This window comes from Streptomyces sp. NPDC012510, assembly GCF_042955065.1.
Lineage (GTDB): Bacteria > Actinomycetota > Actinomycetes > Streptomycetales > Streptomycetaceae > Streptomyces.
Genome location: NZ_JBIBEN010000009.1, coordinates 288,019 through 311,794 on the forward strand (window position 1 = coordinate 288,019; position 23,776 = coordinate 311,794).

Here is a 23,776-nt window from a genome sequence, read left to right on the forward strand (position 1 = left end):
GATGTCGGGGAGGTCGCGCGGCCGCGCGAGGGGAGAGGGCGAGCGGTGTGGGGCGCGGGGCGCGAGGCGCGGGGCGAGGGGGGCGTAGGGCCGAGCTGCGGGCTCGATCTCACGCCAGGGCCTCGGTGACGAAGGCGAGTTGCCTGAGGAGGATCCCTCGGGGCGGAACTTCTCGGCTCGAACAGGCGTCCTTCCGGTGGAGGCTGTACACATCTGGTGTGCGACGGAAGTGGGTTGCCATGACGACGAACGACTCGGGCAAGCTCGAGACCACCCTGGCCGACGGACGACGTATGACCCTGTCGCTGCCTCCGACGGACGCGGGATGGGCCGCCGCCGGAATCAAGGCCCTCCAGCCAGTCCCGCCCACGCACACGGGCCGGGGTGAGGAGCCCCCCGCACTCCCCGAGCGCCCCGTGCTTCCGCTGGAGGTGGCCCTGCTCGGCCTGGGCGCCTAGGGCACGCTGATCGTCGACCGACCGGGAGGGCGGGCCCTGTGACCGACCCTCGCATCGAGGAGGAACCGGCCGAACACCTGCGCTTCCGCCGGTATCTCACGGCACTGGAGGCCGTCGCGGAGGCGGACGAGGCCGAACTGGTGGCGGCCGTCCTGCGCGACGAGGACGCGGCGATGGCCCAGAGCGCGGTGGTCCGCCATCTCGACCGCCGGGCCGCCCGACTGCTGCCCGACTCCCGGTTCACGGCATGGGTCCACACGATGACCGGTGTGGTGGCCGAGCGGGCCTTCCTCGTCCGCCGGCTGCGGGAATGGGCCCTGCTCGGCGCGATCGCACGGGGCGAACCGTGGGCTCCCGAGGACATCACCACGGCGTCCGACTGGTTCCAGCGCACGGCGGTGACCGAACGGGCCGCCGCCTTACCCGAGGCCCTCACCCTGCTCGCCGAACACGGACGCACCCGCCGCGTGCGGAACGCGGCGACCCTCCGGCTGCCGAGCCGGTCGAGCACCGTACGTCCCTCGGCCTCGGTCCCGCCTCCCTCGGGTTGATCGCCCGGCGCGGGTGACCGTTTCATGGAGAAGCGCGTTGCGGAGTTCGGCTGGTATGCATGACCGCGACACCGCCGAGGGTCCGCATCCGCCGACCGCCTCGCCGACCCGTGGAGTGGAACACACATGCCTGACGGATGGGAATGGGACGGCACGCTGTTCCAGGGGAGTGCCGCCTACTACGAACGCGGCCGGCTCCCGTACGCGGTGGGCTTCGCCGAGACGCTCGCCGACGCACTCGCCCTGGACGGCCGGGGCAGACTCCTCGACGTCGGCTGCGGGCCAGGCGTCGTGCTGCTCCCGATGGCGAGGTTCTTCTCGGAGGCGGTCGGCGTCGACCCGGACGAGGACATGCTCGCCGAGGCCGAGCGACGGGCCGCCCGTCGCGGGGTGACCAACGTGCGCTGGGTGGCCGCCCGCGCCGAGGATCTGCCCGCGGGACTGGGCGAGTTCCGGGCCGTGGTGTTCGCCCAGTCCTTCCACTGGACGGATCGTGACCGGGTCGCGGCGACCGTGCGGGAGATGCTGGAGCCGGGCGGCGCGTTCGTCCACATCAGTGAACTCAAGGACCCGCCGCCCGACCCGACGCCCCTGCCGTTGCCCGCGCCGCCGTACGACCGTGTCGGAGACCTCGTACGCCGGTATCTGGGCCCGGTGCGCCGGGCGGGGCAGGGACAGCTCGTCAACGGCACACCGAGCGGCGAGGACCTCGTCATCGCGCGTGCCGGGTTCGAGGAGTACGAGCGGCATGTCGTACCCGCAGGTGAGGTGGTCACCCGCACCACGGACGACATCGTCGCGTGGGCGTTCTCCCGGTCCGACTCCGCGCCGCACCTGTTCGGCGACCGGCTGGAGGACTTCGAGCGGGATCTGCGTGTTGTGCTGGGGCGGGCCGCACCCGACAACCGGTTCGCGGAACGCCCTCCGGCGACCGAGATCAGGATCTGGCGGAAGCCACCCGCTTGAGCGATGCCTGCCTGGACGCCGTCAAAGCCTGTGCCCGTGCCCGTGTCGATGCCCAGGGCGACGCCGACGACAGCCGGAGCGGCAGTGGGTAGCGGTGCTGTCGGTGACCGCTGTTAGTCTCCGGCCCGGGAGAGATCGACAGGCGCGGCGCTGGGGGCGGGCGGATGAGCAGACTGGTGTGTCCGCTGTGTGGTCAGCAGGTGGCGGCGACCCGGCAGGGGATGGCCCGGCATCAGCGGCCGGACGGTGCGTCGTGTCCGCCGGACGGCGGTGGCGCGATCAGTGCCCCCGTTCTTGGCTGCGGCGCGGTGGCCGCCAGTGTGGTGGCGGCGGTCGTGTCCGGGTCGTGGGCGGTGCTGTGGGTGGGGCTGCTCGCCTCGCTGGGAGTGGTGGTCTGGAGGGCGAACTTCAGCACCACCGCCAGGGTGGCCGCCGCGGACAGGGACGCGGTCCGGGTGGTCGCCGATGGGGCCGCGTCGGCGCACGCGACCCCGCCCGTACGGGACGTCGGGGAGGACGCCGAGCGGCTGTTGGAGGAGTTGCCGCCGTTCGGCTCGACCGTGGAGGACGCCGTCGCCGCCTGTATGGCCCGGCTCGGCCCGTTCGACCCGCAGCCGCTCACGGTGCGGTTCACCAAACTGGCCCGGGCCCATGTCGCCGCAGACGAATGGATCCTCGGCCTGGCCATCGGCCCGGGGCAGGATGCCTCCGACAGCGGCCGGTCCTTGGCGATCGTCACCGACCGGGCGCTGGTGGTGAAGGACCGTGACGTCGTCTACCGCGACGACGCCCCGGAGATCCAGCCCGGTGCCCACGGTTTCCTGGCCTCCGGCGCGCGCACCTTCCCCTTCTCCACCAACCACGGCCTGGAGACGGCCGTCGCCGCCCGTGAACTCGCCGCCTCGTCCCGCCGTACGGCCACCGTCCCTTCCGGCAGGCCACCCGAGCGGTTGATCCGGGAGGCCCGCGACGCCGAGCTCATCGCCGCCGAGTGGATGCGCTACCTGGGCTTCGCCGACGCGGTCGCGACACCCGTCGGTGCGGACAGCGGTATCGACGTCGTCAGCGCCCGTGCCGTCGCCCAGGTCAAGCTGGAGGGCAAGCCCACGGGTCGCCCGACCGTGCAGCAACTGCACGGTGTCGCCGCCCACGAGGGAAAGACGGGCGTCTTCTTCTCCGCCGCGGGCTACACACCCCAGGCCCGCACCTGGGCCGGGACCAGCGGGACGCTCCTGTTCCGCTTCGACCGCCAGGGCGGGGTGGAAGCGGTCAACTCCGTCGCTCACGACCTCCTGGCCGAGGCCGATGCCCGAGGCGGTCGGGAGGCGGGTCGGTAAGTGGCCGGGTCTGTAGGCGGTCGGGTCGGGTCGGTAGGTGGCCGCGTCGGTAGGTGGTCGGTGGCCGGTCGGCAGTCCGCGGGTGGACTGCCGGTGGTCCGTCAGCGGTCCGTCAGCGGTAGGTCAGCGTTTCGGTGATCAGCTTGATGACCTGGGGGGCCTGGTCGACCAGGTAGAAGTGGCCGCCCGGGAAGGTGTGCAGGGCGAAGGGGCCGGTCGTGTGGTCCTGCCAGGCGCTCACATCGTCCGAGGGTGCCTTGGGGTCGGTGTCGCCGGTCAACGCCGTGATCGGGCACGACAGTCGGTGGAAGCGGTCGGGGCGGTACAGCTCGGCGGCGCGGTAGTCGCTGCGAAGAGCGGGGAGGATCATGCGGAGCATCTCGTCGTCGCCGAGGATGCGGGTGTCGGTGCCGGCCAGCCGTTTGATCTCGGTGAGGAGGGCGTCGTCCCCACGGCGGTGCACATCGTCCTCGGCGCGGAAGCGGGAGGGGGCGCGTCGGCCCGAGGCGAACAGCATCGCGGGTACGACGCCGGCCTGTCGCTCCAGGAGGCCGGCGAGTTCGAAGGCGAGTGAGGCGCCCATGCTGTGACCGAAGAGGGCGAGCGGGCGGTCCGCTTCCTGGAGGACCAACGGCAGCAGCCGGTCGGCGAGTTCGGGGATCGTCTCGACGCAGGCTTCCAGGCGGCGGTCCTGACGTCCCGGGTACTGCACCGCAAGCACGTCGATCCGTGGGGAGAGGGCCTGGGACACGGGGAAGTAGAAGCTCGCCGATCCTCCGGCGTGCGGCAGGCACAGCAGCCGCACGGCACTGTCCGGAGCGGGGTGGTAGCGGCGGATCCACAGATCCCTGTCGTCGGTCTGCACGGTCACCTGGTGGCTCCGGGGGTTCGGGGCTGGCGGTCCTCGGACGCTAACAGTCACCGGCGACCCGTCGGCTCGGGTCGGCCCCCTGACCCCACCCCTAACCTCCGGGGTGGAGGTCAGGGGTGTTGCCGGGCACCCGTGACCGTCTCTACTTGAATCTATAAATATCCAGGACCGCTCGGCCCGCCGTCCTGCGGCTGCCGCTGCCCGCTCCCTGGTGAACATCCGCACGGCTCCGACCCCAGGGGGTTCCAGTGACGGACGAAGCACGGCTCGTCGAGTACATCCGTACCATGACGGGCGATCTCCGCAAGGCGCACAGACGGCTCAAACGGCTGGAGGACGCCGACAGCGAACCCATAGCCGTCGTCGGTATCGGATGCCGTTTCCCCGGCGGCGTCAACGGCCCCGACGAGCTGTGGCGGCTGGTGGAGGAAGGCCGGGACGCCGTGGGGGCCATGCCCGGGGACCGGGGCTGGGACTTCGACGCCCTGTTCGCCCCCGGTGACGACCGGCTCGGCACCAGCCGCGCCCGGGAGGGCGCCTTCCTGTACGACGCGGGCGAGTTCGACGCCGGGTTCTTCGGGATCTCCCCGCGCGAGGCGCTCGCGATGGATCCGCAGCAACGGTTGCTGCTGGAGGTCTGCTGGGAAGCGCTGGAGCACGCCCAGATCGTGCCCGCCACCCTCGGCGGCAGCCGCACCGGCGTCTACGCCGGGATCATGTACCACGACTACGGCGGCGAGTTGTCCACGCTCCCCGACGAGGCGCAGGGACTGCTGTCCACCGGAATCGCCGGCAGCGTGGTCTCCGGCCGGGTCGCCTACACCCTCGGCCTTGAGGGCCCGGCCCTCACCGTCGACACGGCCTGTTCCTCCTCCCTGGTCACCCTGCACCTGGCGGCCCAGGCGCTACGGACCGGCGAGTGCGAGCTGGCGCTGGCCGGCGGTGTCACCGTGATGTCCAGCCCCTTCACCTTCGTCGAGAGCACCCGGCAGGGGAACGTCGCCCCCTACGGACGTTGCCGTTCGTTCGCGGACGCCGCCGACGGCACCGCGTGGGGCGAGGGCGCGGCCGTACTCGTCGTGGAGCGGCTGTCGGACGCGCGGCGCCACGGGCATCAGGTCCTCGCCGTGATCCGGGGCACCGCCGTCAACCAGGACGGCGCGTCCAACGGGCTGACCGCACCCAACGGCCCCTCCCAACAGCGCGTCATCCGCCAGGCGTTGGCCAACGCCCGGCTGACCGCCGCCGACGTCGACGTCGTCGAGGGGCACGGCACCGGCACCCGGCTCGGCGACCCCGTGGAGGCACAGGCACTGCTGGCCACCTACGGCGCGGAGCGGCCCGAGGGACAACCGCTGTGGCTGGGGTCGGTGAAGTCCAACCTGGCGCACCCCCAGGCCGCCGCCGGAGCCGCCGGTGTCATCAAGATGGTGATGGCGATGCGGCACGGGCGGCTGCCGCGCACGCTCCACGTCGACCGGCCGACACCGCAGGTGGACTGGACGGCCGGAGCCGTCGAGCTGCTGACGGAGTCGCGCGACTGGCCCGACCTCGGCCGCCCCCGGCGGGCCGCCGTCTCCTCGTTCGGCGTGGGCGGCACCAACGCCCACGTGATCCTCGAACAGGCCCCGCCGGACGGCGAGTCGGACGTCACCGCCCCGGGGGAGCCGGATCGGTCCCGTGCGGAAGACGGCGGAGGAGCGGTCGACGCTGCGGCCCCGCGAGCCACCCCCGCCACCACTCCCACCACCCCCACCCCCACCCCCGCCACCCGGCCCCTCCCCGCCGTACCCGTCCTCGTCTCCGCCCGGGACGCCGGAGCGCTGCGGGCGCAGGCCGCCAGGTTGCACGAGTACGTGGCCCGTGCCGCCGACGCCGACGGCCCCCGTCCGCTGGACCTTGGCCATGCCACCGCCACCACCCGTGCCGCGCTGGAACACCGGGCCGTGGTCGTCGTGGCGGACGGCGACGACCTCGCCCGGGGCCTGACCGGGCTGGCGAACGGGGAACCCGCCCCCGGCCTGGTGACGGGACTGGCCGACGAACAGGTCTGTGCCTTCCTGTTCACGGGACAGGGGGCCCAACGCCCCGGCATGGGCCGGGAGTTGTACGCCGTCTTCCCGGTCTACGCCGAGACCCTCGACTCCGTCTGCGCGGAACTCGACGACCATCTCGAACAGCCCTTGCGGGACCTCATGTTCGCCGAGCCCGGCACCGACGAGGCCGCGCTGCTGGACGAGACGCGGTACACCCAGGCGGCGACGTTCGCGATGGAGGTGGCGCTCTTCCGTCTGGTGGAGAGCTGCGGGGTGACGCCCCGCCACCTGGCCGGGCACTCCATCGGCGAACTGGCCGCCGCCCACGTCTCCGGCATGCTGACGTTGCCCGACGCCTGCGTCCTGGTCGCCGCCCGGGGCCGGCTCATGCAGGCCCTGCCGGAGGGCGGCGCCATGGTGGCGTTGGAGGCCACCGAAGGGGAGGTCGCTCCGCTGCTCGCGGGCCAGGAGGACGCCGTCGCGCTGGCCGCCGTCAATGGTGAGCGCTCCGTGGTGGCCTCCGGCACGGCCGCGGCGGTCGCCTCGATCGCCGCGCACTTCGCCGGCCTCGGCCGCCGCACCCGGCGCCTGCGTGTCTCCCACGCCTTCCACTCGCCGCTGATGGATCCCATGCTCGACGACTTCCGTGACGTCGTACGGAAGCTTGAGTTCCGTCCGCCGGTCGTTCCCGTCGTCTCCAGCGTCACCGGCGCCCTCCAGGACGACGACGAGTGGAGTTCGCCGGAGTACTGGGCCCGCCAGGTCCGGGACACCGTGCGCTTCCACGACGTGACCCGCGCGCTGCGGGACGCGGGTGTCACCACCCTGTTCGAACTGGGCCCGGACGCGGCGCTCACCGCCATGGCGGACGGCGACGAGGACACGGCGCGACCCGTGGCGGCGCAGCGCCGCGACCAGCCCGAGGCCCGCGCCCTCGTCACCGCGCTCGCCCAGTTGCACGTCCGTGGCGTCCCTGTCGACTGGGCGGCCCTCTTCGCGGGCCGGGGCGCACGACGGGTGCCGCTGCCGACGTACGCCTTCCAGCGACGGCACTACTGGCTGCGGCCCAAGCCGGGCGCGTCCGCCACCACGGGCGCGGCCGGGCTGCCCACCGCCGGGCACCCCCTGCTGGGCGCCGCCGTCACCGTCGCGGGTACCGGCACCCTGCTGCTGACCGGCCGCCTGGGCCTGGACACCCATCCCTGGCTCGCCGACCACGCGGTGGGCGGCTCGGTCCTCGTCCCCGGCACCGCCCTGCTGGAGCTCGCCCTGCACGCCGCCGCACGCCTGGAGGCCACCACCCGTACGGCCCTGGCCGTCGGCGAACTCGTCCTCCAGGCCCCCCTGGTCCTGCCCGCGACCGGCGGTGTCCGCGTCCAGGTGGTCGTCCGCGAACCCGACGCGGACGGACGACGCGCCTTCCGGGTCGTCTCCCAGCCGGAGACCGCCGACGGAGACGACTGGACCACCCACGCCGACGGCGTCCTCGGCACCGAACAGCCGGAAACCGACCCGGGCACGGCGACCCCCTGGCCCCCGGCGGACGCCACCCCCGTGGACACGACCGCCCTCTACGCCCACTTCGCGGCCGGCGGCTTCGACTACGGCCCGGCCTTCCAGGGCGTCCGGCGCGCCTGGCGGCACGGCGACGAGGTGTACGCCGAGGTCGCCCTGCCCGAATCGGTCGCGGGCGCCGCCGACTTCGCGCTCCACCCCGCGCTCGCCGACGCCGCCCTGCACGCCGCCGTCTTCGCGGGCGGCCCGTTCGCCGAGGCGGCCGGCGAGGCCAGGTTGCCGTTCGTCTGGGACGGGGTCACCCTGCACGCCACCGGCGCCACCGCGCTGCGCGTCCGGATCACCCCCACCGGACCGGACGGCTTCGCCCTCGCGCTCGCGGACCCGACGGGCACCCCCGTGGCGACGATCCGCTCGCTGACCGTCCGCGCCGCCCCCGACCTCGCCGCCCCGGCACCCACCGCGTCGACGGACGACCTCCACCTGCCCGGCTGGGAAGAGGTGCCGCTGCCGGCCGAGCCCGCCGCCCCGGCCGACCGCTGGGCCCTCGTCGGAGACCCGGGCCGACTGCCCGCCCTGGACGCGGCCGTCCACCACCCCGACGCCGGCACCGCCGCGCGGAAGGCCGACCAGGTCCTCCTCGCGCTCGACGCCGCCCTCCCCGCCGACACGGAACCCGGCGACCTCGCGGCCGTGGCGGCCGTCCACACCGCGACCGCGCGGGCCCTCGACACCGTGCGGGGGTGGCTGGCCGACCCCGCCGACGACGGCGCCGCCCGGCTGACCGTGCTGCTGCGCGGCGCCGTACGCGTCGGCGCCGAAGAGGGCGCCCCCGATCCGGTGGCCGCCGCCGTGTGGGGGCTGCTGAGTTCCGCCGCGCACGAGAACCCCGACCGGATCGGCGTCGTCGACTGGGACGGCGACCAGGCCTCGGCCGCCGTCCTCACCCGCGCCGTGGCGTTCCCGGAACCCCGGCTAGCCGTGCGCGCGGGCACCGTCCACGCGCCCCGGCTGCTGCCCCTCTCCCGTGACACCGCGCTGCTGCCGCCGTCCGGGCCCGCGCCCTGGGTCCTGGACCGGGCGGGCGAGGGCGCCACCATCGACGACCTGGCGCTCGTACCGGCCCCCGACGACCTCGGCGCACCGCTCGCACCCGGCCGGGTACGGGTGGAGGTCCGCGCCTCCGGGGTGAACTTCCGGGACGTCGTCGTCGCCCTCGGCCTCGTCCCCGGGCTGCGCGGCCTCGGCGGAGAACTCGCCGGCGTGGTCAGCGCCGTGGGCCCGGACGTGCCCGGCATCCGACCCGGCGACCGCGTGCTCGGCCTGGGCCCCGCCACCTTCGGGCCGGTCGCCGTCACCGACCACCGCTGGCTGGCCCCGATGCCCGACGGCTGGACCTTCGAACAGGCCGCCGCCGTACCGATCGCCTATCTCACCGCCTACTACGGCCTGGTGGACCTCGCCGGTGTCCGCCCGGGACAGCGGGTCCTCGTCCACGCGGGCGCCGGAGGCGTCGGCACAGCCGCCGTCCAGCTCGCCCGCCACCTGGGCGCCGAGGTGTTCGCCACCAGCAGCGCCGGAAAACGGCAGGTGCTCCGGGCCGCCGGGCTCGACGACGCCCACACCGCCGACTCGCGCAGCCTCGACTTCGCCGACCACTTCCGCGAGAGCACCGGCGGGCAGGGCATGGACGTCGTCCTGGACTGCCTCGCCGGGGAGTTCGTCGACGCGGGCCTCGGCCTGCTGCCGCGCGGCGGCCACTTCCTGGAGATGGGCAAGACCGACATCCGCGACCCGCGGGCCGTGGCCGCCGCCCACCCCGGCGTCGCCTACCAGGCGTACGACCTCCAGGAGGCGGCCCCCGACCGGATGCGTGAGATGCTCCGGGCGGTCCTCGACCTCTTCGCCGCAGGAGCGCTCACCGCGCCGCCGCTGACGGTCTGGGACATCCGCCGGGCCCGCGACGCCTTCCGCGCGCTCAGCCAGGCCAAACTGGTCGGCAAGGCCGTCCTCACCGTGCCCCGCCGGACCGACCCCTCGGGCACCTTCGTCGTCACCGGCGCCGGTGGTCACCTCGGCGGTCTCGTCGCCCGGCATCTGGTCGACCGCCACGGCGCCCGGCATCTGCTGCTGCTCAGCCGCCGGGGCCCCGACGCCCCCGGGGCCGCCGAGACCGAGGCCGAGCTGCGGGCGGCCGGCGCTGTCGACGTCACGACCCTGGCCTGCGACACGGCCGACCGCGACGCCCTGCACACCGCACTGGCCGGGCTGCCGGCCGACCGGCCGCCGACGGCGATCGTGCACACCGCCGGCGTCCTCGACGACGGCATCGCCGCCGGACTCACCGACGAGCAACTCCACCGCGTCCTGCGGCCCAAGGCCGACGCCGCCGCCCACCTGGACGCCGTCACCCGTGAACTCGGCCACGACCCGGCCGTGTTCGCCGTGTTCTCCTCCGCCTCCGGCTTCACCGGCAACCCCGGCCAGGCCAACTACGCGGCGGCCAACGTCTGCCTGGACGCCCTCGCCGCACAGCGCAGGGCCCGAGGACTCGCGGGTGTCTCCCTGCTCTGGGGCGCCTGGGAGCAGGCCGGCGACGGTATGACCGCCAAGCTCGGCGACACCGACCAGCGGCGTATGGCACGCTCCGGGCTCCGCGCCCTCGCCCCCGACCAGGGGCTCGCCCTGTTCGACGCCGCCCTGGGGGTGGACGCCGACGCCGTGGCACCCCTGGCACTGGACACCGCGGCCCTGCGCGGACAGGCCGAGGCGGGCACCCTGCCCGCCGTCTTCCGCGCCCTGGTCCAGGCCCCCGTCCTCAGGCGCGCCGCCGTCGCGGGCACCAAGGAACCCGACCTGGCCGAACGACTGGCCGGACTCTCCGACCGCGAGCGCGAGCGGCTGCTGCTGGACCTCATCACCACCCACACCGCCACCGTCCTCGGCCACGGCTCACCCGACTCGCTGGGCTCCCAGCGGACCTTCCGCGAACTCGGCTTCGACTCCCTGACCGCCGTGGAGCTGCGCAACAGCCTCGGCGCGGCGACCGGACTGCGGCTGCCCGCGACCCTCGTCTTCGACCACCCGACCCCCCAGGCGCTGGCGGAGCTGCTGCGCACCGAACTCGCCCCTCCCCAGGCGTCACCGGCGCAGGAGGCGCTGGCCCTCCTCGACGGCCTCGTCAGGCACCTGGAGAACGTCTCCGACGACGACCCGGACCGCAGGCACCTCGACGAACGGCTGCGCCGGGCACTGGAGACCTGGAGCCGACCGGACGGTACCCCCACCGACCACGACCACGACCACGACCTCGACACGGCCTCCGACGACGACCTCTTCGCCATGGTCGACGACGGAGCCCGGCCGGCCTGACCCGGCCGGAATCCGCTCCCGACGGCCCCCACCCCGCCGGGAGCAGGCACCACACCCCCACCTCGAGGAAAGTGACGCACGCATGCCCAGCACATCCGCCGAACCCGGCAGCGCCACCGAGAACAAGCTCCGCGAGTACCTCAGGCGGGCCATCGCCGACGCCCGTGACCTCCGCGAGCGCCTGCGGCGGACGGAGGACCGGGTACGGGAGCCGATCGCCGTCACCGGCATGGCCTGCAGGTTCCCCGGCGGGGTCGCCACCCCCGACGACCTGTGGCGCATGGTGGCCGACGGTGTCGACGCGATCGGTCCCTTCCCCCGCGACCGGGGCTGGCCGCTGGAGGACCTGTACGAAGCGGCCGGCGGCGCCTCCTCCTCGGTGACCCTTGAGGGGGGCTTCCTCGATGACCCCGCGGGCTTCGACGCGGAGTTCTTCGGGATCTCCCCGCGCGAGGCGCTGACGATGGATCCGCAGCAGCGGCTGCTGCTGGAGGTGTCCTGGGAGGCCGTGGAACGGGCGGGAATCGACCCCCACTCGCTGCGCGGCAGCCGGACCGGCGTCTTCCTCGGCGGCGGAACCGAGGACTTCGCCGGTCTGATCGCGAGGAGCCGTGACGCAGAGGAGACCTCGTCGCTGACCGGCACGACCAGCAGCGTGATGTCCGGCCGGGTGGCCTACACGCTCGGTCTCGAGGGCCCGGCCCTGACCGTTGACACGGCCTGCTCCTCCTCCCTCGTCACCCTGCACCTCGCCGTGCAGGCGCTGCGGACGGGGGAGTGCGACCTGGCACTCGCGGGTGGTGTGGCCGTCATGTCCACCCCCGGCATCTTCCCCGAGTTCGCCCGTCAGGGCGGCCTCGCCTCCGACGGCCGCTGCAAGGCCTTCGCCGACTCGGCCGACGGCACCGGCTGGGGGGAGGGTGTGGGTGTGCTGATGGTGGAGCGTCTGTCCGACGCCCGCCGGCACGGCCGGCCGGTGCTGGCCGTGATCCGTGGTTCGGCGGTCAACCAGGACGGCGCCTCCAACGGGCTGACCGCGCCGAACGGTCCGTCCCAGCAGCGGGTGATCCGCGACGCCCTGGTGAACGCGGGCCTGTCGCCCACGGACGTGGACGCGGTGGAGGCGCACGGCACCGGGACCCAACTGGGAGATCCCATCGAGGCGCAGGCACTGCTGGCGACGTACGGGCAGGGCAGGCCGCAGGACAGGCCGTTGTGGGTCGGCTCCGTCAAGTCCAACATCGGCCACACCGTGGCGGCCGCCGGTGTGGGCGGCGTGATCAAGACAGTGATGGCGCTGCGGCACGGGGTGCTGCCCAGGACCCTGCACGTGGCCAAGCCGACGCGGCAGGTGGACTGGTCGGCGGGCGCGGTGGAGGTGCTGACGGAGGCCCGGCAGTGGCCGGAGACGGGGCGTCCCCGTCGCGCCGGCGTCTCGTCGTTCGGGATCAGCGGCACCAACGCCCACATCGTCCTCGAACAGGGCGACGGGACACCGGGCACGACCGTGGGCACGTCCGTGGACACGACCGCGGACGGGAGCCAGAGCACCGGGCCCGTGCCCTGGCTGCTCTCCGCACGCGGAGAGACCGCGCTGCGGTCCCAGGCGGCGAAGCTGCTCATCGGCCTGGAGAACCACCCCGACGTACGCCCGCAGGACGTCGGTTTCTCGTCGGCGGTCTCCCGTGCGGCACTGGAGCACCGGGCCGTGGTGGTGGGTTCGGACCGTGAGGAACTGCTGCGGGGTGTGGCCGCGGTCGCGGCGGGGCGGTCGGACGCGGGGGTGGTGCGGGGGCGTGCGGGCGGCGGTCCGGGGCCGGTGTTCGTGTTTCCGGGGCAGGGGTCGCAGTGGGCGGGGATGGCGGTGGAACTGCTGGAGTCCTCGCCGGTGTTCGCGGCTCGGATGGCGGAGTGTGAGGAGGCGTTGTCCTCGTTCGTCGACTGGTCGCTGGCCGAAGTCCTGTGTGGGGGCGGCGAGTTGGTGCAGGTGGATGTGGTGCAGCCGGTGTTGTGGGCGGTGATGGTGTCGTTGGCGGAGGTGTGGCGGTCGTACGGGGTGGAGCCTGCGGCGGTTGTCGGGCATTCGCAGGGTGAGATCGCGGCGGCTGTGGTGGCGGGGGCGTTGTCGTTGGAGGACGGGGCGCGGGTGGTGGCGCTCCGGTCGAAGGCGATCCTCGCCCTCTCCGGCCGTGGCGGCATGGCGTCCGTGCGGCTCCCGGTCGACGAGGTACGCACCCTGTCCCCGTTGGTCGACGGCCGGGTGGAGGTGGCGGCGGTCAACGGGCCGTCCTCCGTCGTGGTCGCCGGTACTCCGGACGGTCTGGACCAGGTCGTCGCCGAGGCGGAGGCGCGGGGAGCGCGCGCCCGGCGTATCGCGGTGGACTACGCCTCTCACTCCGCTCAGGTGGAGGAGATTCGGGATGAGTTGGCCGGGCTGCTGAGGCCGGTGGAGCCGGCCGCGTCACGGGTGGCTTTCCACTCATGCGTCACCGGCGGCCCTGTCGACACGGCCGGGCTGGACGGCGCGTACTGGTTCCGGAACCTGCGGCAGCCGGTGCTGTTCGAGCAGGTGACGCGTGCCCTGCTGGAGCAGGGGCACGGGCTGTTCGTGGAGGTGAGCCCGCACGCCGTCCTGACGGGAGCGGTGCGGGAGACGGCGGAGGAGGTCGGGCGTGAGGTCGCGGTGACCGGCACGTTGCGGCGGGGCGAGGGCGGGCGGGAGCGGTTGCTGCTGTCGCTGGGGGAGGCGTACGTACACGGGGCGCCGGTGGACTGGCAGGCCTGCTTCGCCGGTACCGGAGCGCGACGGGTGGACCTGCCCACGTACGCCTTCCAGCACCGGCGCTACTGGACGGAGATGCCGGCGGCGCGGTTCGGCGACGCGGCCCTCGCCGGGCTGGGCCGGGTCGACCACCCCTTGCTCGGTGCCGTCGTGGAACCGGCCGACGGGGACCGCACGGTGTTCACCGGGCGGCTCTCGCCGAGGGAGCATCCCTGGACGGCCGACCACGTGGTGCACGGCACCGTCATGCTGCCCGGTACGGCCTTCCTGGAGCTGGCGTTGTGGGTGGGCGAGCGGATGGGGACGCCCCGGGTCGACGAACTCGTCCTCGCGGCACCGCTGTTGCTCAGCGAGTCGGAGCCGGTGCGGTTGCAGATCGTCGTGGACGACGCGGACGAGGACGGCCGGCACGCGGTGCGCTTCTTCTCCCGTACGGAGTCGGGCGGCGAGGAGTGGACCCGGCACGGCAGCGCCGTCCTGGGCGGGTCTCCGCAGCCGGAGTTCGAGCTGGGCGTGTGGCCACCGGCCGGGGCCGAACCGGTCGAACTGGACGGTCTCTACGAAAAGATGGCGACCGCAGGGTTCGGGTACGGGCCGGCCTTCCGAGGGCTGCGGGCCGCGTGGCGGCGCGGCGACGAGGTGTTCACCGAGGTCGGGACGGACCCCGTGGACACCCGGGGCGACGGGTTCGTGGCGCACCCCGCGCTGCTGGACGCGGCTCTGCACGGTGTCAGTCTGCTTTCGGGCACGCTCGACGGTGGCGCCCGGCTGCCGTTCTCCTGGTCGGGTGTGACGGCGTACGCGGCCGGTGCCGCGTCGCTGCGGGTCCGGCTGGCGCCGACCGGGGGCGACGGGCTGTCCCTGTACGCCGTGGACGCGTTAGGCGCGCCCGTCCTCGCCGTGGACGAACTCGCCTTCCGCCCGGTCTCCCCCGACCGGTTGGCAGCGGCGGCCCCCGCGAGGCCGGACGGGCTGTTGCGTGTCGAGTGGCCGGAACTGCCGGTGCGCGTCACGAGCGCGGGGACGTACGTCCAACTCGGGGACCAGGGGTTCGGCGATGTGGCCGAGTTGGACGCCGCGCTCGCCGGGGATGGACCGAAACCGTCGGCCGTGGTCGCCCGCTGCCCCGTCACCGCCGCCGACGCGCCGGCCGAAGCCGCCGGACGCGCCACCATCTGGGGCCTGGACCTCCTGCGGGACTGGCTGGCCGCCGACAGGCCCACCGAGCCGCCCCTGGTGATCGTCACCCGGGGCGCCGCACCCCTGCCCGGCACTCCTCCCACCGCCACGGGGACCGCCCACGCCGCCCTCGTCGGCCTCCTACGGTCGGCCCAGACGGAGGAGCCGGGCCGGATCATCCTCGTGGACGAGGCCCCGGACGACCGGCCCGCCCCATCCCCGCTCTCCGGGGTCCTCACCGTTCCGCTTACGTCGACTGACGGCGTTCCCGTGCCGGTGCAGTCCGTTGGGGGTCTTCCCGTCCCGGTCCGGTCGGCCGATGGCCCTCCCGCCGCGGTCTCGTCGGTTGAGGGTGTCGCCGTCCCGGTTGCGTCGAGCGGAGGTGATTTCGTTCCGGTTCCGTCGGCTGGGGGTGTCGCCGTCCCGGTTGCGTCGAGCGGAGGTGAATCCGTTCCGGTTCCGTCGGTTCGGGGTGTCGCCGTCCCGGTTGCGTCGGCCGGGGGCGCATCCGTCCCGGTCTCTTCCGCCGGAGGCGTTCCCGTTCCGGTGTCGGTCATCGGCTGTGCCCTCACCTCTGCCAGGCTCGACGCGGTCCTTGCCTCCGGAGAGGCCGAAGTGGCGGTGCGTGGGGACAGGGTGTACGGGCGGCGGCTGGTGCGGGGCGGTGGTGAGTCCGACGGGCTGCGTCCGCCCGCCGGGGGCGCGGGGTGGCGGCTGGACGTCACCGAGCCCGGGTCGTTCGGGAACCTCGCGCTCGTGCCCGACGAGGCCGGCAGCGCCGAACTCGGCGAGGGGCAGGTGCGGGTGGCCGTGCGGGCGGCCGGGCTGAATTTCCGGGACACCCTCATCGCGCTCGGTATGTATCCGGACCGGGCCCGACTGGGGAGCGAGGGGTGCGGGGTGGTGACCGAGGTGGGTCCGGGCGTGACCTGGCCCGCTCCCGGTGATCGGGTGATGGGCACGCTCGACACCCCGTTCGCGCCGCTGTCCGTGGCCGACGCCCGGCTGCTCGCGCCGGTGCCCGTCGGATGGACCGACGCGCAGGGCGCGTCGGCCACCGTCGCCTTCCTCACCGCGTACTACGGCCTGGTGGACCTGGGCGGGCTGCGCGCCGGCCAACGGGTCCTGATCCACGCGGCGGCGGGCGGCGTGGGCTCCGCCGCGGTCCAGCTCGCCCGCCGGCTGGGGGCCGAGGTGTACGCGACGGCCTCCCGGCCCAAGTGGGACGCGCTGCGCGCGGCCGGACTCGACGACGCGCACCTCGCGGACTCGCGGACCCTGGAGTTCCGTGACGCGTTCCTCACCGCCACCGACGGCCGGGGCATGGACGTCGTCCTCAACTGTCTGGCGGGCGAGTTCACCGACGCCTCCCTCCACCTGCTGCCGCGTGGTGGACGGTTCGTCGAGATGGGCAAGACCGATCCACGGGACCCACGGCGGGTCGCCGCCGAACATCCCGGGGTCGGTTACCGGCCGTTCGACCTGGCCGACGCGGGGCCGGAGCGGATCCAGGAGATCCTGCGCGAACTGGCGACCCTGTTCGCCGACGGCACGCTCACCCCGCCCCCGGCGACCACCTGGGACGTCCACCACGCCCCACGCGCCTTCCGGGCGCTGGCGCAGGCCACACTCGTCGGCAAGGCCGTACTGACCCTGCCGCCCGCCGGGTTCGCCCCGGACGAGACCGTGCTCGTCACCGGTGGCACCGGCACCCTGGGCGCCCTGGTCGCCCGGCGCCTCGTCACCCACCACGCGGCCCGCCACCTCCTCCTGCTGTCCCGCTCGGGACCCCGGACGCCCGAGGCACAGGCATTGCGCGACGAACTGGTGACGGCGGGCGCCCGCGTCGAGATCGTGGCCGGTGACATCGCGGACGACGACGCGGTGCAGCGGCTCCACGACGTCCTCGCTCGCCTCCGGGTACGGCTGGGCGGCATCGTGCACTGCGCGGGCACCACCGACGACGGTGCCCTCGGCTCCCTGACGGCGGACCGGCTCACCCCGGTGCTCCGGCCCAAGACGCACGGGGCCTGGAATCTGCACCGGCTCACCGAACTCCACCCTGAGATCAGGCAGTTCGTGCTGTTCTCCTCGGCCGCCGCCACCGTCGGCTCACCGGGCCAGGCGAACTACGCGGCCGCCAACGCCTTCCTCGACGCCCTCGCCCACCACCGGCGGGCGCGAGGCCTGCCCGCCCTCTCCATCGGGTGGGGCCTGTGGGAGCGCGGCAGCGCCCTCACCGCCCATCTCGACGCCACCGATCACCGGCGGCTGCGGTCCGGCGGCTTCCGGGCCCTGCCCACCGAAGAAGCGCTCGCCCTGTTCGACGAGACGCTGTCGGGCAGGACCCCGGACCCCGCTGTGGTGGCCGCGCCGGTGGACGGCGCCGCCCTGCGGGCGCGGCACGCCCGCGAACCGCTGCCGGCGCTGTTCCAGCCCCTCCTCGGCCCGTCCGCCACCCGAACCCGGCGCCGGACCGCCGCCCAGGAGACGCACGAGCCGGGGGCGGTGCTGCGCAGGCGCCTGGCCGCCATGCCGGAGGAACGGCGCACGAGCACCCTGCTCGCCATGGTGCGCGGCGAGGTCGCCGCCGTGCTCGGGCACGCCGGCGCTGGACTGGTGGACACGGACCGTTCGTTCCGTGAGATGGGCTTCGACTCCCTCACGGCCGTCGAACTCCGGAACCGGCTGAACGCCGCCACGGGGCTACGACTTCCGGCCACCCTGGTCTTCGACCACCCTCGACTCGACGCGCTCGCCGCCCATGTGTCGGCGGAACTCGCACCCGGCGGGACCCCTACGGCCACCGCGACGGCCGGCGTCGAGCAGGAGGCGGAGATCCGCAGCCTCATCATGTCCGTACCGTTGGCGCGACTGCGCGAGAGCGGCCTGCTGGACCCGTTGCTCGCCCTCGCCGGCGGCGGGACGGCACCGCCGCAAGCGGCCGTACGGGCGGCACCCGACCAGAGCGACGAGATTCGATCCATGGACGCGGCCGCTCTGGTGGAAATGGCCAGATCCCTTTCCACAGGAAGCGATGTGGACGGAGAACTGACGCGTAATCATACTTCTCAGTGAACTCTGAGAATCTTTACACGTCGCATCAGGAGCGTTTTCGGAATGCTCACTTCCATGGCTGCTGTGCCTTGGCTATGTTGGTTGCCGAGTCCGTTACCGACGCGTTTTGACGGGGGCCACTGAAGGTATCGGGCAGTTCTACAGACCGTCCGGCGCGCTCTGCGATCGTTCTGGGTTGGGTCCACAGAACACGCAGGACACGGTGGGGTGTGATTGGGGTTAGGTACATGTTGTTTTCTGGCAGAGACGACAAACTGCAACTCATGAAGTCCCTCCTCGCAGAATGTGAACGTGGCTCGGCCACCACCGTGGTATTAGAGGGCGGCGCCGGCAGCGGGAAAACCGCCCTCATGGACGGCTTCGCGCACCACGCCGCGGAAACCGGAGCCACCGTTCTCGCCGCGGCCGACATCGACTGTCTCACCGCCGCATGGGCGGAGTGCACGGGCCCGGGGGGCGCGGCGGAGGGCAAGGAAGCGCCGGACCTGGACGACCTGATAGCGACCTTGGCCGAGAGTTCCCCCGTGGTCGTCTGCTTCGACAAGCCACAGGATCGCGAGGCGCCGCACTGGCGCCGACTGCTGGAAGCGACCCGGCGCCGGCTGCGCAAACGCCCCGTCATGCTGGTGCTCACCCTCCTGCCGTTCGGCGGCTGCGAGGGCGGCGTGCACTGCGACCTGCTCCGACAGCCCAACCTCCACCGGATCCGGCTCGGCATGCTGGACCGGGAGAAGACCGTGGAACTCTGCGAGAAACTCCACGGCGGCCCGCTGGACGACGAGGCCCGCGAGGAGCTGCACGCGGTCAGCGGCGGCAGCCCCCTGCTCGTGCACGCCCTCGCAGAGGAGCTGCACATGCGGGCACGCTCCGGGCCCGGAGCGCCCTGGCCCTACCCCCGCGGTCTGTACGCCCAGGTGGCCGTGGACTGCGTACGGGGCAGCGGGCCGTTGGCCGACTCCGTCGCCTTGGGGATGGCCGTGCTGCGCGAGTTCTCCGACCTTCCCGGCCTGGTGGCCGTCCTGCCTCTGGACAGCGCGGAGATCGTGCGCGGTGTGAACCTGCTGCGCGAGGCCGGTCTCGTCGACGGCTGGCGGCTGCGGCACCCGGTGATGGAGGCCGCCGTCCTGGAGCAGGCGGGGGCCGACCGGCGGGCCGAGGTCCTGCTGCGGGCCGCGGAACGGCTGCGGGAGCGCGGCGCGGGCGCCCGGGTGACCGCTCGCTACCTGCTGGAGATCGGCGAGGCCACCGAGTCGTGGCAGGCGGCGACCCTCCAACGGGCCGCCGACGAGGCCCTGGCAGCCGACGACACCCCCTTCGCCCTGGCCTGCGTGGAACTCGCCCACGACTCCACCACCGACTGCTGGGAACGGGCCAGGCTCGCGCTGAAACGTTCCGTGGTACTGCTGCGGACCGAGCCGTGGCGGGTCGAGCAGCAGTATCTGGAGAAGTCGGGGTGGCCGGACTGCGACCACGGAGCGGGCGCCTGCCCCGCGCAGGTGGTGCTGACCGCGCTGCTGCAGATCGGGTGCGGCAGGCTGGAGGACGGCCGGGCGTTGCTGCGCGGCGTGGCTCCGCCCGTCTCGGACCTGGGCGAGGAGGGGCCGCGGCGGGATCACTTCCACGAGGGCTGGCCCTGGTTCTTCTGTCTCACCCCCGGCATACCGGACGCCTGGTCCCTGCGGATGTCGTCCGAGCGGACCGCCTGCGGAGAGGGGCACGACATCGGCGGCCGGATCTCGGCCGACGGCGTCACGCTCACCGTCTGCGTCAACCGCCACCACGTCCGGGCGCGTGCCGTGCACGAGATCGAGGAGCACCTGGGCGCCTGGACCCTCGGTGACACCACCCTCGCGCTGATCGTGCCCGAACTGCGCCATCTCACGGCCGCCGGCCGGCCCGACCTGGCCGACGCGTGGTGCGAGCACTTCCGACGCGTGGCGGCCGAGCGCGGCGTCGAGGGCTGGCGTCAGCTCTTCACGGCACTGCGCGCCGAGAGCGCCCTCGCCCGGGGCAGGCTGACGGAGGCGGAGACATACGCCCGGGAGGTCATGGAACTGGGCGGAGACGCGGCGAGCCACTGGCTGTGCGGCGGGGTCCTCACGGCGCTGATCACCGCCTGCACCGCGTCCGGCCAGTACGAGGAGGCCGTACGGCTGCTCGACCGGCCCGTCCCCGACGGCTTCTTCCGCAGCGTCTACGGGCTGGACTACCTCAGGGCACGAGGCCAGTTCCTGCTCGCCGTCGGCCGGCCGCATCTCGCGCTGTCGGACTTCCTGGCCGTCGGCCGGTACACCGAGCGCTGGGAGCTGTCCCTGCGGCACCAATCGACCTGGCGGATCGACGCGGCCGAGGCCTGGCTGGCGCTCGGCAACCTCCGCGAGGCCGAACAACTGCTCTGCGCCCACGAGGCCGAAGCCGGGGCCGACGACGCCCTGGTCACCGGGCTGTGGTTACGGGTCCGGGCCCAGGTCGCAGAGGCGTGCGAGCGGCCCGGACTGCTCACCCTGGCCGCCGAGCAACTGCAGGCATCCGGCAGCTCCTGGGAACTGGCACGTGTCCTCGTGGACTTGGCGGAGGCCTACCAGGACCTCGACCAGTCCGCCCGCGCAGATCTGACGCTCCGCAAGGCGCAGCAACTCGCCGAGGAGTGCGGGGCCGCCCCGCTGAGGGAGCGGATCGCCTTCCTCGGGCTCGCGGACGAGCGGCAGGCCCTACGGTCCGCGCGTGGGCCCGTCCGTGTCCCGGACCCCGCCGCGAAACTCAGCGAATCGGAAAGGCGCGTCGCCGTGCTCGCGGCCCGGGGCATGACCAACCGGGAGATCTCCACGGAACTCTTCATCACCGTCAGCACCGTCGAGCAGCACCTCACCCGCGTCTACAAGAAACTCGACATCACATCCCGACAGGAACTCCCGCTGCACATAGAACTGGGGTTGCCGGAAACCGCCTGAACCGATGTTCCGGGGTCGGATAGGGGTTGTCGGGAGCAACGGACAATGCCAGATTTCCCTCAGACGGTGAACCCACGAATAAGAGGTTTTCGGCATGGTCAATTTCAAGGTGTTGCTGACCGACGGCCCCTCCTCCTTTCCGGATGAGGAAAGGGTCCAGTTCACCACTTCGCTCACGGAGAAGATCAAGCATCGATTCGGCGCGGGATACGAGCACTTCGTCCACAAGGGGGAATTCACCACGATCGACGGCGAAGAGGTCGCCGTCTTTCGCTGGACGACCCGGACCGCCATCGCGGAATGAGGGGCACGGCCGACATGGGTTCTGTGACTGACGCGGTGCTCGCGCAGGCGGCCCCCGAGGAGCTGGAACACGCGGCTCTGCCCGAGGAGTTCACCGCCGCACACCTGCGGATCGAGGACGTGGACGTCTTCCGGGGCGTCGCCGACAAGGACGTACGCAAGACGCTCCGGGTCGGTCCCGTGCCGATGCCGGAGCCGGCCCCCGACGAGGTGCTGATCGCCGTCATGGCCAGCTCCATCAACTACAACACCGTCTGGTCCGCCACCTTCGAGCCCCTGCCGACCTTCCGCTTCCTCGCCTCCTACGGCCGGCAGGGGGGCTGGGCCGCCCGCCACGACCAGCCCTTCCACGTCCTCGGATCGGACGCGGCCGGCGTCATCGTGCGGGTCGGCTCGGCGGTCCGGCGCTGGCGGGTGGGAGACCACGTGCTGGTGAACGCGGCCTGCGTCGACGAGCAGGAGGCCGTCACCCAGGGCGACGGCATGCTCGGTGAGCACCAGCTCGCCTGGGGCTACGAGACCAACTTCGGCGGCCTCGCCCACTACTGCCTGGCCCGCGCGAGCCAACTCATCCCCAAGCCCGCCCACCTCACCTGGGAGGAGGCCGCGTGCGTACCCGCGTGTGCCGGCACCTCCTACCGGATGCTGGTCTCGGACCGGGGAGCCCGGATGAAGCAGGGCGACGTCGTGCTGATCTGGGGCGCCACCGGCGGGGTCGGCGCCTACGCGGTGCAGTTCGTCAAGAACGGCGGCGGCATCCCGGTCGGTGTCGTCGGCTCACCGCGCAAGGCGCGGGCCCTGCGCGCCCTGGGCTGCGACATCGTCATCGACCGCTCCGAGCTCGGTCTCGGCGAGCACGAGGGCGACGACTTCGAACAGGCCATCGCCGACGGCAAACGCCTCGGCTCGGCCATCCGCCGCGAGACCGGCGAGGACCCGCACATCGTCTTCGAGCACGTGGGGCAGGCCACCTTCGGGATGTCCCTGTTCGTGGTGCGGCGCGGCGGAACAGTCGTCACCTGCGGCTCCAGCACCGGATACCGGCATCGCTACGACAACCGCTACCTGTGGATGAAACTGAAACGGGTCATCGGCAGCCACGTGGCCAACCTCCACGAACAGTGGGAGTGCGCCCGGCTGTTCGGCCAGGGCCGGATCATGCCCGTGATGTCCTCCCTCTTCCCCCTGAGCGAGGTGGGCGAGGCAACCCGGCTCGTCCAGCGCAACGATCACATCGGCAAAGTGGGTGTACTGTGCCTGGCCCCCGAACCCGGACTCGGCGTCACCGACCCCGAACGGCGCGCCCGCATCGGCGAGGACCGCCTCAACCCCCTGCGCCCCTTCGCCGCCGACGCACCCGGCGCCCTGGCGGTGGCGCGATGACCACCCGCATCGGCATCCTCGGCACCGGCTCCTACCTGCCCAAGGAGGAGATCACCAACGAGGAGATCGCCCGCAGGGTCCCCGGTATCACCGCCGAGTGGATCGGCCGCCGCACCCTGATCACGGGACGCCGCTACGCCGCACCGGACGAGGCCACCTCCGACCTCGCCCGGCACGCCGCCACCGCAGCCCTCGGCGACGCGGGCGTCACCGCGGACCGGATCGACCACCTCATCGTCGCCACCTCCACCGGCGACGCACCCCTGCCGCCCACCTCCTCCCTGGTGCAGAGCGCGCTCGGCGCCCACCGCGCGGCCTGCTTCGACCTCAACATCGCCTGTGCCGGCTTCGTCTACGCACTCGATGTCGCCCGCGCCCTGGTCGCCCAGCGCCCCGGCACCCTCGCCCTCGTCATCGGCGCCGACCTGTACTCACGGTTCCTCGACTACACCGACCGGGGCACCGCGGTCCTCCTCGGCGACGCCGCCGGCGCCGCCGTGGTGGGCGCCGTGCCCGAGCCGTACGGCATCCTCGACGTCGAACTGTCGGGCCGGGGCGACGCCCACGAACTGATCTGGATCGAGGGAGGCGGCAGCCGCGTCCCGGCCTCCGCGGAGACCGTCGCGAACGGCGGCCACCACCTGCGGATGATCGGACGCGGTGTCGCCGACTTCGTCATGACGAACGTGCCCCCGATGATCCGGCCCCTGCTGGAGCGCACGGGCACCGCACTGGGCGAGATCGCGCACTTCGTACCCCACCAGGCCAACGGAGTCCTCCTCGGTGAACTGGTCGAACGCTGCGGCCTCACCGGCGCCCGCACCCACACCCCGCTCGTCAAGTACGGGAACATGGGCGCCGCCTCGGTGCCCGTCGCCCTCGACGAGGCCTCCCGCGCCCGGCTGCTGGGCGACGGCGACCTGCTGCTGCTCGCCGGGTTCGGCGCGGGCATGGCGGCCGGACTCTGTCTGCTGCGCTGGTCCGCCTGACCACC

11 protein-coding genes are annotated in these 23,776 nt (G+C 73.3%); 10 read left to right on the forward strand and 1 reads right to left on the reverse strand.

The genetic code is table 11. From position 1 onward, the window contains the following. Window positions 1-239 precede the first annotated feature (239 nt). The 4 genes from ACFY9I_RS19530 to ACFY9I_RS19545 all read left to right on the forward strand — a co-directional run bounded on the left by ACFY9I_RS19530 (window position 240) and on the right by ACFY9I_RS19545 (window position 3,312). Window positions 240-458: a hypothetical protein gene (locus tag ACFY9I_RS19530; RefSeq protein WP_391003143.1), complete on the forward strand. Its 219-nt coding sequence runs from the start codon at window positions 240-242 to the stop codon at window positions 456-458. A 38-nt stretch (window positions 459-496) separates the two neighbouring features. Then, a complete protein-coding gene (locus ACFY9I_RS19535; protein ID WP_391003145.1) occupies window positions 497-1,009 on the forward strand; it encodes a hypothetical protein in 513 nt (170 codons plus the stop codon). A gap of 126 nt (window positions 1,010-1,135) precedes the next feature. Beyond that, window positions 1,136-1,975, forward strand: a complete 840-nt coding sequence (locus tag ACFY9I_RS19540) for a methyltransferase domain-containing protein (protein ID WP_391003147.1) — start codon at window positions 1,136-1,138, stop codon at window positions 1,973-1,975. 164 nt (window positions 1,976-2,139) lie between these two features. Further along, window positions 2,140-3,312, forward strand: a complete 1,173-nt coding sequence (locus ACFY9I_RS19545) for a restriction endonuclease (protein ID WP_391003149.1) — start codon at window positions 2,140-2,142, stop codon at window positions 3,310-3,312. Between the two features lie 112 nt (window positions 3,313-3,424). On the opposite strand, the gene ACFY9I_RS19550 is transcribed toward ACFY9I_RS19545, so the two are convergent. Beyond that, a complete protein-coding gene (locus tag ACFY9I_RS19550; protein WP_391003150.1) occupies window positions 3,425-4,183 on the reverse strand; it encodes an alpha/beta fold hydrolase in 759 nt (252 codons plus the stop codon). A 248-nt stretch (window positions 4,184-4,431) separates the two neighbouring features. Here ACFY9I_RS19550 and ACFY9I_RS19555 point away from each other — a divergent pair, with 248 nt between their 5' ends. The 6 genes from ACFY9I_RS19555 to ACFY9I_RS19580 all read left to right on the forward strand — a co-directional run bounded on the left by ACFY9I_RS19555 (window position 4,432) and on the right by ACFY9I_RS19580 (window position 23,771). After that, window positions 4,432-11,106, forward strand: a complete 6,675-nt coding sequence (locus tag ACFY9I_RS19555; protein WP_391003152.1) for a beta-ketoacyl synthase N-terminal-like domain-containing protein — start codon at window positions 4,432-4,434, stop codon at window positions 11,104-11,106. 82 nt (window positions 11,107-11,188) lie between these two features. Continuing rightward, window positions 11,189-18,145, forward strand: a complete 6,957-nt coding sequence (locus tag ACFY9I_RS19560; RefSeq protein WP_391003154.1) for an SDR family NAD(P)-dependent oxidoreductase — start codon at window positions 11,189-11,191, stop codon at window positions 18,143-18,145. Window positions 18,146-18,372: 227 nt separating this feature from the next. Next, on the forward strand, window positions 18,373-21,096 hold the full coding sequence (locus ACFY9I_RS19565) for a LuxR C-terminal-related transcriptional regulator (protein WP_391003156.1): 2,724 nt from the start codon (window positions 18,373-18,375) through the stop codon (window positions 21,094-21,096). Between the two features lie 94 nt (window positions 21,097-21,190). Then, a complete protein-coding gene (locus ACFY9I_RS19570) occupies window positions 21,191-21,400 on the forward strand; it encodes a DUF5988 family protein (protein ID WP_391003158.1) in 210 nt (69 codons plus the stop codon). A 14-nt stretch (window positions 21,401-21,414) separates the two neighbouring features. Then, window positions 21,415-22,782, forward strand: a complete 1,368-nt coding sequence (ccrA, locus tag ACFY9I_RS19575) for a crotonyl-CoA carboxylase/reductase (RefSeq protein ID WP_391003160.1) — start codon at window positions 21,415-21,417, stop codon at window positions 22,780-22,782. After that, the gene (locus tag ACFY9I_RS19580) at window positions 22,779-23,771 is read left to right on the forward strand and encodes a beta-ketoacyl-ACP synthase 3 (protein WP_391003162.1); all 993 of its coding nucleotides are present in this window, start codon (window positions 22,779-22,781) and stop codon (window positions 23,769-23,771) included. The genes ccrA and ACFY9I_RS19580 overlap by 4 nt, the downstream gene beginning before the upstream one ends. The last annotated feature ends 5 nt before the right edge of the window (window positions 23,772-23,776 follow it).

Excerpts from the sequence above, each read along its gene's own strand:
- ACFY9I_RS19530 (WP_391003143.1), top strand. The coding sequence starts at position 240 with ATGACGACGAACGACTCGGGCAAGCTCGAGACCACCCTGGCCGACGGA.
- ACFY9I_RS19560 (WP_391003154.1), top strand. The coding sequence starts at position 11,189 with ATGCCCAGCACATCCGCCGAACCCGGCAGCGCCACCGAGAACAAGCTC.
- ACFY9I_RS19540 (WP_391003147.1), top strand. The coding sequence starts at position 1,136 with ATGCCTGACGGATGGGAATGGGACGGCACGCTGTTCCAGGGGAGTGCC.
- ACFY9I_RS19565 (WP_391003156.1), top strand. The coding sequence starts at position 18,373 with ATGTTGTTTTCTGGCAGAGACGACAAACTGCAACTCATGAAGTCCCTC.
- ccrA (WP_391003160.1), top strand. The coding sequence starts at position 21,415 with ATGGGTTCTGTGACTGACGCGGTGCTCGCGCAGGCGGCCCCCGAGGAG.
- ACFY9I_RS19545 (WP_391003149.1), top strand. The coding sequence starts at position 2,140 with ATGAGCAGACTGGTGTGTCCGCTGTGTGGTCAGCAGGTGGCGGCGACC.
- ACFY9I_RS19580 (WP_391003162.1), top strand. The coding sequence starts at position 22,779 with ATGACCACCCGCATCGGCATCCTCGGCACCGGCTCCTACCTGCCCAAG.
- ACFY9I_RS19570 (WP_391003158.1), top strand. The coding sequence starts at position 21,191 with ATGGTCAATTTCAAGGTGTTGCTGACCGACGGCCCCTCCTCCTTTCCG.